The sequence below is a fragment of the Bacillus sp. NMCN1 genome (assembly GCF_002998085.1).
Classification (GTDB): domain Bacteria; phylum Bacillota; class Bacilli; order Bacillales; family Bacillaceae; genus Bacillus.
Genome location: NZ_PVQL01000003.1, coordinates 214,796 through 224,959, shown reverse-complemented (window position 1 = coordinate 224,959; position 10,164 = coordinate 214,796). Strand labels below are relative to the sequence as shown.

1 protein-coding gene is annotated in these 10,164 nt (G+C 46.5%); it reads right to left on the bottom strand.

Annotation, left to right across the window (positions count from 1 at the left end; genetic code table 11):
* Nucleotides 1-10: 10 nt before the first annotated feature.
* Nucleotides 11-10,147, bottom strand: a complete 10,137-nt coding sequence (locus C6W21_RS15670; RefSeq protein WP_106051154.1) for a non-ribosomal peptide synthetase — start codon at nucleotides 10,145-10,147, stop codon at nucleotides 11-13.
* Nucleotides 10,148-10,164 lie beyond the last annotated feature (17 nt).

Sequence of the window (10,164 nt, the reverse complement as noted above, 5' to 3'; positions counted from 1 at the left end):
TCTTCTCCTCCTACATCCAATCCAAAATCTGAATCTTGTTTTTTTCAATCCAAACGCCGACATCCCCTGTCGGATAGAGGTATTCACCTGTTTGATGTTTGAATGGGTGCGGAATTTTATGCGTCTCCATCCAATCGGCAAGCTCCCCGCAAAGTGCTTTGATATCCTTTGCACCGATAAAAATATCTCCAGAAAATCCTACCGGCATGAGCTGATGCTCTTCGCTCAGGACATATATTTCCGTCTCACACGAAGGATCGTGTACACCTGAATAAACCTCTTCTTGATCTGGGTACAGCACGCTGACTTGCGCGTTTTTCGCCCAATCGGTGATCATCCGCTCTTTTTCTTCATTTGTTACGATCGTGAAGGAAGAGAGTGGCGTCTCCACTTGTTCTGTCATGGCTTCAAGTGTGTGGATCAGCTGCTGCATCAGCGATTGTATTTGTTTTTCTGTATATTGATTGAAGCGGTATGTGACCCGAAGCTCCAGCGTATCTCCCGGTACAGCCACAAGGGTCAGGTCATAGTTTGTTTCTTCATGACTTGCTATGTCTAAGATTCGTACACCATACGGCTCTACTGATTCAATCGGATAGTTTTCAAACACGACAATGCTGTTAAACAATGATTCTCCATTCGGAATTTGGGTCATCTGCTGAATATCTGGCAGTACGGTATACTCGAATTCTCGCATGTGAAAAACCGTTTCCTGCGTCTGCGTAAGCAGCTCGGCAATGGTCCTGTCTGGTGTGATTGGCAAACGGAGCGGCAAGGTGTTAATAAAGAGCCCTGTCATGCTTTCAACCTCTGGTAAATCCGCCGGCCGGCCAGATACTGTGACACCGAACACGACATCCTCTGAGCCAGAATGAAGGTGCAATAGCAGCCCCCATGCCGCCTGAATCAGTGTGCTCATCGTGACCTTCTGTGTCCCTGTCATCTTCTCCAGCTTCTGCTGCATTTCAGGCGTCAGTTTGATACTAAATTGATCAATACCTGCTCCTTCATCCGAAGTCTGCTCTCCGTCCCCAGGAAGTGGTGTGGCTTCCTCCACTCCTGACATATAATGTTTCCAGAACTCTTGCGCCTTCTCTTGATCCTGCTTTTGCAGCCACTCAATAAAATCTTTATATGGACGCACAGCAGGAAGGTTCATCTCTCGTTCATCCACAAGAGAGCGGTACATTGAAAAGGATTCCTCAATTAAGCCGAACAGGCTCCAGCCATCGATTAAAATATGATGAAAGCTAAAAACAAACGTGCATGTTTTCTCGTCACGATGGAACAAAGCGATACGAATAAGCGGTTCAGCCGCATCTTCTAATTCGAAATCCTTTGAACGATCGGATTGTAAATAATGCTCAATGGTTTCCTTCTGATCCGTTTCACTCAGGTGGCGCACATTGTGCTGAGTGAGGTGAATGCTTCCTTCTGATTGAATCAGCTGGACAGGCTCCTTTAGCCCCTCCCAAGCGAATCTTGTCCGCAAAATCGAATGACGTTCTACAAGCAGATTCCATGCTTTTTCATAGGTTTCGCCGTCTGTTAAGCCTTCGAGCGTCATATGCACCTGACCAAAATACGCTTGTGACGCTTGATCTAACAGTGCATGAAACAGCATCCCTTGCTGCATCGGAGATAGTGGATACACATCCACCACATGATCTGGAAGCGGGAGCTCATCTATTTGCTTTTGCGTAAGCTGGACCATTGGAAAATCAGATGGCGTAAAGCCGCCTTTTGTCTCTTTACAATGCGTCAGAATGTCCTCCATTTTTTCTCTAAACCGTTCAGGTAACTGACGCACCTCTTCCTCCTGAAGCAGTTCACGATTGATCATAAAATTCATCTGAAGCTGACCACTGACAACGTATCCGTATACATCGATCAAATGCTGTCTTTCTGCTTTTGGATCATGTACATGTCCATTTCGTTCATCTGCTAAATACAGATTTGCCTCACCATCTATTTGATCTAACTGTCCAAGGTAATTAAAACTCATCTGCGGCGCTGCTGTTTTGTGTAAGCGAGATGCTGACATGTATTGAAGCAAGCCATAACCGATCCCCTTTTGCGGCACAGCTCTTAAGGTTTCTTTGACATCTTTGATTTGTCTTTCCACATCGGTTTGAATAAAAGGAATAAAAATAGGATAAGAGCTTGTAAACCAGCCGACTGTCCGTGACAAATCCATCTGTTCAAATAAATCCTCGCGTCCGTGCCCTTCTAACGTAATCAATATTGACTTTCCAACAGCTTGCGCAAGTCCTGATAAGAGTAAATCGTTGACCTCTGTTCGGTACGCTTGTGATGCGTGCCTTAGTAAAATGTCTGTTTGATCCTTCGTCAATTGAACGGACAGGATCTCTGCATGTTCTTCTATATTAGAAAGCGCAGGTGTTTGAAAAGGAGAACCTTCTTCCTCTTGATCCATGATCTTTTGCCAAAAAGGAACCTGCTCTTGTAATTGATCGGTTTGTGCATATTCATAGAGTGCATCTGCCCACTGCTGATAGGAAGCGGTTTTCTTTGCAAGTGTGATCTCCTGCCCTGCTGCAAGCTGCTTCAATCCATTTAATAAATCTTCCTGTATGATGCGCCACGATATTCCATCCATTACAAGATGATGGGCTGCCATAAAGAGTTCAGACGTACGATCACTTGTCTGAAAAAGAATGGCTTTAATCACTTCTCCCCGCTCTAATGACAATGTTCCTTGACAAGCGCTTGTCTCCAAGCGAATTTGCTCTAGCGCTTCCTCATGAGAAACATCCGTCAAATCAAAGAATGTGACACAAGGGGTGATGCCAGGCGCACGAATGGTTTGAATCCATGTGCCATCCGCTGCTTTTGTATAAATGGCTCTCAGCATATCGTGATGATCGACAAGCTTTGAGAAAACCTGTGACAACTGTTTGGGTTGTACGGATTGCTTGAATTCAATATGTGCTGATAGATTCCAATAATCCTGGTTTATCATCGATTGCTCAAGAAACCAAGATTGGATTGGAAGCAGACGAACTTCTCCTGTAACAGGCGATTGATCATAGGACACAGACACATCCGCTCTTTTCATAGCGCGTGCCAGCTGCGAAATGGTCTGTTTTTCAAATACATCTCTCGGCTGTATGATGTAGCCTTCCTGTGCTAGGCGTGCCACCATTTGTATGACAATAATGGAATCTCCGCCAAGCTCAAAATAGTTATCATGTACACCAATTGAAGGAGTGCCAAGAAGCTGAGTCCACACTTTTTCCAGCACTCGTTCTTCCTCACTGAGTGCCTTATCTGCTGGTTTGTCCACTTCTTCCTGTCTCCACTCTGGCGGCGGGAGACGCTTTTGGTCTACCTTGCCGTTTGGCGTGAGCGGCAGTTCCTCGAGCTCTATTAATAGACTTGGCACCATATAATCTGGCAGTATGTCTTTTAAGTTTTGGCGAATGTCTTGCGTGGTCATGCTGCCTTTTTGGACAAAATAACCGATCAATCGCTTATGACCACTCTCGTGCTGATGCGGGATAACGGCACATTCTGTGATGTCATCAAACTTCAACATAGCGGCTTCAATTTCTCCGCATTCGACGCGGTGTCCGCGAATTTTCACTTGATGATCGATTCTTCCAAGGCAGTCGATGTGACCATTTGGGAGCCAGCGGCCCATATCACCTGTTTTATATAAACGCGCTCCTTTTTGGAAAGGATGCGGGATAAATGATTGCGATGTTTTTTCTTCATCTCCAAGGTAGCCGAGTGCCAGCCCTGTTCCGCCAACGTAGATCTCTCCAATGACACCCTGCGGAACCGGCTGCAGCTGGTCGTCTAATACATAGGCTTGTGAATAAGCAATTGGCTGACCGATAGGAACTGTCGCCTGCCCTTCGTCTAATGAGCGAATGTGATGCACACAGGAGAACGTCGTATTCTCAGTTGGTCCATAGCCGTTTAAAAGCCCGTCAGGTAAATACGGCAGTGCCTTGCGGATATGAGCAGCTGAGAGCGCATCTCCACCGACCAATAAGGCATCGAATCCAGATAAGGCTTCTGGATATTCCTCTATCAATCGGTTGAACAGCGGCACCGTCAGAAATCCTGTTGTAATCTTGTATGATTTCAGCGTGTCAGCCAGTGTATCCATTGATAAAATCGTATTTCGATCGGTCAGGATCAGCCTTCCTCCGTTTAGAAGGGCTCCCCATATTTCATACGTAAAGGCATCAAAGGAGAAGCTGGCGATTTGTAAAATGCGCGTATGTTCATCAAGGGTGACATAATCTGTTTCACAGACAAGCCGGATGACTGCTTGATGCGGGATCAAAACCCCTTTTGGGTGTCCAGTTGATCCTGACGTGTAATTGATATAAGCGAGTCCATCAGGTTTTAAGGCAGCAGGTATGAGCTCTGCTTCTGATAAAAATTCTTCATATCCCTCATCAAGACAAATGAGTTCGGTTTGACTGATTGACACCTTTTTCAGCCATTCATTTTTTGTCAGTAACAGCTGAATACCTGTATCCCTCAGCATATAATCAATGCGGGCATCTGGATATTCAGGATCAATTGGCACATAGGCGCCTCCTGCTTTCACAATCGCCAGCACCCCAAGAATCATTTCAGGCGACCTGTCGATGAGCAGCCCTACTGGTTCATGCGGCGTCACACCTCGCTGCTGTAAATAAGCGGCAAGCCGGTCTACTTTCTCTTGTAACACGCGATACGTCCACTGCTCTTCCCCGAATTCGAGAGCGATGGCATCGGGTGACTTTCTCACCTGCGCTTCAAATCGTTCCGTGATAAGAAGCGGGCCTGCAGGCTGATCCGTTTTCCCGCTCCATTCATAGAGCAGCTGATGCTTCTCTTTTTCTGGCAGGTAATTCATTTGTCTAATCGGCTGCGCTGGATTTTCACAAATACGCTCAAGCAGATGCTCGTAGTACCGAAGGAACCGATCCATCGTGTCGTCAGAAAATAAGTCCACATCATACTCCAGTTTTAATTGAAGACCCTCCGCCCCTTCAAAAACAAACAGGGATAGATCAAATTTGGCGGTATCGTTATCTTCAATGGCTAAAACGGATGTCGCCTCCCCCATCGGAGAAGCTTCAAGCGGCAGGTTCTGCAGAACGAACATGACCTGAAACAGCGGCTGTCTGCCAGCCTCACGTACAATATTCAGCTCATCTACGACCATTTCAAACGGCACATCCTGATGCGCATAGGCGCCCATTGTTGTTTCTTTCACCCGCTCTAATAGTTCAGTGAAAGCAGGATTCCCGCTATGATCGATCCGAAGTGCCAGCGTATTCACGAAGAATCCGATGAGATGCTCCATCTCCGTCCGATTTCTCCCAGCAATGACTGATCCAATCACAAACTCATCCTGTGAAGATAATCGATGCAGCAAGGTAGAAAAGGCAGTCAGTAACGTCATATAAAGGGTTTTGTCTGTCTTGTTAGAAAGGGCAGCCAGCTGCTCAGATAACGACTTCGACAAGTGGTATTTTTTCGTTTTTCCCTTATAGGATTGAACGGCCGGCCTCGGGTAGTCATACGGCAAAACCAAATCTTCTACAGGGACCGCAAATTGCTCCTTCCAATAGGAAAGCTGCTTTTGCAGCGTCTCTTCAGTCAAATACTCCTTCTGCCATAGGGCGTAATCCGCATATTGAATTGGCAGCGGCGAAAGATCAGGCTCTCTCTTGTCAATCATCGCTGTATACCACTCAGACAGCTCTCTTGCGGCAATCCCAACCGACCAGCCATCTGACACAATGTGGTGAATGGACATCAGCAGCAAATGATCTGTTTCAGACAGCCGAATCAGTTTTACCCGAAAGAGCGGATCATGCTCTAAGCGGAAAGGTGTGCCCGCCTCTCTTTTTGCCCATTCAGCCGCTTTTTGTTCTTTTTCTTTCTGTGCTGTCAGATCTGATAGATCCACCACTTCAAGCTCTGGAAGGGTCATATGCCCATGTATGATCTGCACCGGTTCATCGCCGCTCATGGTAAAGGAAGTTCTGAGCGATTCATGCCTTTGCACCATTTGCTGAAGACTGCGCTGAAGCACCTTCACATCTAAAGGTCCATTCATCCGAAAGGAAATTGTATTATTGTAAAATGGAAGATCGGGCTGTAATTGATAAAGAAACCACTGTCTTTGCTGGGCATAGGACATCGGAATCTCCTGCCCCTTTTCCATTTTCCGCACCTGCACCGCTTCATCCGCTTTTGCATGCGAATCGATCCATTCCGCTAATTCCCCAAGTCTCGTATGCTCAAAAAGAACAGCAAGCGGCACGTCAAATCCCATTCTTTGTCTCACCGCAGATAGCATTTGCGTTGCCTTGAGCGAATGACCCCCGAGTAGAAAGAAATGATCACCGCAGCTGACATTTGAGACATCAAGCAGCTCGGACCAAATGTTTGCCAAAAGTTTCTCCGTCTCCGTTTGAGGCGCTCTGTCCTCTGCATCCTGTCCACTTTCCTCAATGAATGCTTTGAAATGCGCTTCATCCGGCACGCCATCCTCTGATTCTTTCCAGTATTCCTCAGGAAATAGATGAACGGAATATTCATTAGATAGATGAGACTGCAAACACGTATAAATGGACTGATACAGCCGTTCTTCAATGGCCTTTGTTTTGTCGGTTTTAAAAAAGACATACACGGCTTGCTCTGTTTGCCTCTCCGCTTGGCTCATTTCTTGAATGTCTTGCTTCGACCGATCTAATCCTATATAAATGAGAGGCGCATCTGTCAGCAAACATGCCAGCATCGTCTGAATGCCCGCCCGCTTTGGAATCGGAAGATAGCCTCTTTCTTTTAACATGCCTTTGATCATCGATCCTTCGCTCATTCCGATCTCATCCCACATACTAAAGCTAAAGCAGTACGGCTTCACTGTAGATGTCAGCCTTTGATAATGAGCAAATTGTTCAACGAACTCATTGGCAGCGCAATAAGCGCCTACGGTCATCCCGCCCTTTAACGTTCGTGCTGACGAGCTAGAAAGAAATAAGACATTTTGCCGTTTAGAAGCCGCTTCATGAAGCGCAATCGTGCCATATACCTTTGCTTCGTACATCTCATCTAAGGACGCAGTCGTCATATCAGCAAGCAGATCCTCTTGAATGATGCCAGCGAAATGAATCACGCCATGTAGCCTTTTGCCCCGAGCCGCCTCTTGTCTTGAGATAATGGCTTCAATGTCTTTTGCGTCCGTCATGTCCACTTCTTCATAAAAAACTATGCCGCCGCACTTTTCCGCTTGTTTCTCAAGTGAGGTTAATACGTCTTGCTGCTCCGCAGATAAAGCCTCTCGTGCCTTTCTTCCAAGTAGCACAAGATGCGCTTGATAGGACGTCAGAAGGTGTTCACTCAGCATCCGTCCAATTCCGCCAAGCCCGCCTGTCATCACGTAAAGCCCAGATGATTCAAATGGAGGTTTCTTCCTCTTTTGATCTTTTTCCAGATGTAGCGGTGATAAAAGAGGAATATAACGAACACCTTCGCGGTAAGCAGCAATATGATGGCTTGTGTCCTGTGTAAGCTCTGTCATGATCGCTGATGCATGAGAACGGTCAGCCGATTCTGTTAGAGAAAAATCAAGACATCGCACCTTGATAAACGGCCATTCATGCTGTACAGCTGTCATCAATCCTGTTGTCGTTGCTTTTTCTACATGATGCGTTTGATCTTCTGGCAAATTCATCGCATGAGCTGAGACAAAGGTGATCTCTACAGGTTCCTCATAAGCGGCAATCGCTTTTATTACATATAATGCACTCATGCTGCCAGTCTTCTGCGCTTCCTTCGCCATTGCCGCTTGAAGTGTGTCTTCCTTGTCTGTGTAGTTCCAAAGGTGAATGATTTGTTTCACCGAAACGCCATACGAACGGAGCGACTCAAAGAGCTGTTCGTAGTCTGACGGCCGATTCGGGTGGATGATGAAGTGAGTATGTGTGAGTTGTGTGAATGCTTGACCCGGTTCAACCGTAATATAGGTTTGTTCATTGTTTGAGAGGGATCTCAATTGATCTGCCAGCCCTAATGCATCTGCAAAGATCACTATGTCCCCTGCTGTTTGCTTTTCAGTTTCATGAAACGGAGCAGGTGTCCACTTCTTTTGATAACTCCAGTCAGGCAAGGTGTGTTCATTTTCAAGTCTGATGTCCATTTCCTTGATGATTTCGTCAAATTCACCTTCCTGCCACCTTGTCTTGAGCTGTGCCCTTTCTATTTTTCCAGAGCTTGTTTTCGGAAAGGCATGCTTCTGGACAGGGATAATCCTCGATGCATAAAGGCCCATTTTTGTCGCAATATGGGTTTTAATGTGCTGGCTTGCCCTCATGATATAAGCAGGCTCATACAGCTTCGGTGTAAAAAAGAGAATCAGTTCATCGGATGCAGATGCCTCCATCCGAACGGAGGAAGCAGCCACAAAGCTCGTTTCTACGCCTGGAACTTCCTCTGCCATGGCTTCAATCTCATAGTTGTGATAATTTTTCCCGTTGATGATGATCATGTCTTTTTCTCTACCGGTTAATGTCAGTCTTCCTTCGTGCAGAAAACCTAAATCACCTGTGTGAAACCAGCCCTCTGTTTGAAAAACCTCTTGATTCGCTTCGTCATTCTTGTAATAGCCCTTCATCGTCGTCGGCCCTTTGATTTGCACGCTGCCAATATGATCTTCGGGAAGAAGCTCATGCTCATGGTTGACGATACGAATCGTGATACCCGGAATCGGTTTCCCCAGCTCTGTAAAGCTGACGGTTCCTGTCTCACGTGCCTCCGCTGGTCTTAGCTGATCTGTCAGCGATGTTTCCTCAAAGGTCAGAACCCCGCTGTTTTCATCTCCCCGCTCAATCGCAAAAGAGAAGACAACGGCTGATGAGATTTCAGACATGCCGAAAGCTGGTCTGATGACGTCTCCTTTTAAGCCATGCGGAGCGAGCAGGTGTAAAAACCGGTGAATCGTCTTCGGTACGACCGCTTCTGCCCCATTGATCATGCACGTCATGGCAGAAAGATCCCATGACCCCGAAGAGATTTCTTTCTCATAATCATTGATCATCGCAAATGCGAAGTTAGGTGCCCACGTCTTCGTTGCACGATAGCGGTCCATCCAGTCAAGCCAGCGCAGCGGCTGAGCGATGAAGTCATCTGTCCTTGCCCGAATCTGCTTACAGCCTGTGTACACATTAACAAGGTGGAACATCACAATGCCGCCAATATGATCTAACGGCATCCAGTCTAACGAGACATCCCCTTGTGTAAATTGATTGGCTGCTACTGTTCCTTTGACATTTGCCAGCACACTTCTATGCGAATGCTCTACGCATTTGGGCATCCCCGTACTTCCAGACGTTAGGATAAAAAAGACGGAATCATCGGGCGTGACTGGGTGTGCTTCTAGATCTCTTTCTAAAGTAAGCATCGGTTCAACGGCTGCGACACGTAATTGATCTGTATGCCACAGTAAAGCTAAGCCTTGCACCTCATCAATCAGCGAGTCATCCGTGAGAATGAGCGGGTGCTCAAGCAGGTTCCAAGCGTGATGAAGCTTCTTCACTGAGGCATTCATTTCCCGATAGGTCGGGGCTGCCGATACAAGTGTTGGGACAAATCCACCTAACACACATGCCCAAAAGGCCGTGACCATCGCATGATTCGATGAAAATTGAAAGAAGACAGGATCACCTGGCTCAAGCCCTAGTGCCCTTAAACCCGTCAGAACCCGTTCGGCATCCTCCTTTAACTGTGCGTAGGATTGCGTGAGTTCATTTTCACTATTGATGATATAAGTCAGCCCGTTTGTCGTTTTGGCTGCCTCAGTTAGAGCGTCCTGCAAGGTTTGAGCTCCTGCACTAACATCTAGATCCCCCCCATAGGAAATGGCTGGAGGCATGTCCGCTAAAGCAGGCGAAGCCATTTGCGTCTGTATCCATTCAACTGCGGCCTCCTGCTCCATGTGATGGTCGAGAAATAAATGAGAGAGGTGATATGGCCGAGGTCGGATGGTTTTTTCACGAGAAAAAACAGCGAAGCGTTCGATTTCGTTGGTTTGTAAAATGGTTTTCTGTACATCTTGTAAAATCGTATCCATTGATTCATGTACATTCGATTGATTAATGGTTGATGGTTTCATATGAATTCCTTTCCTTT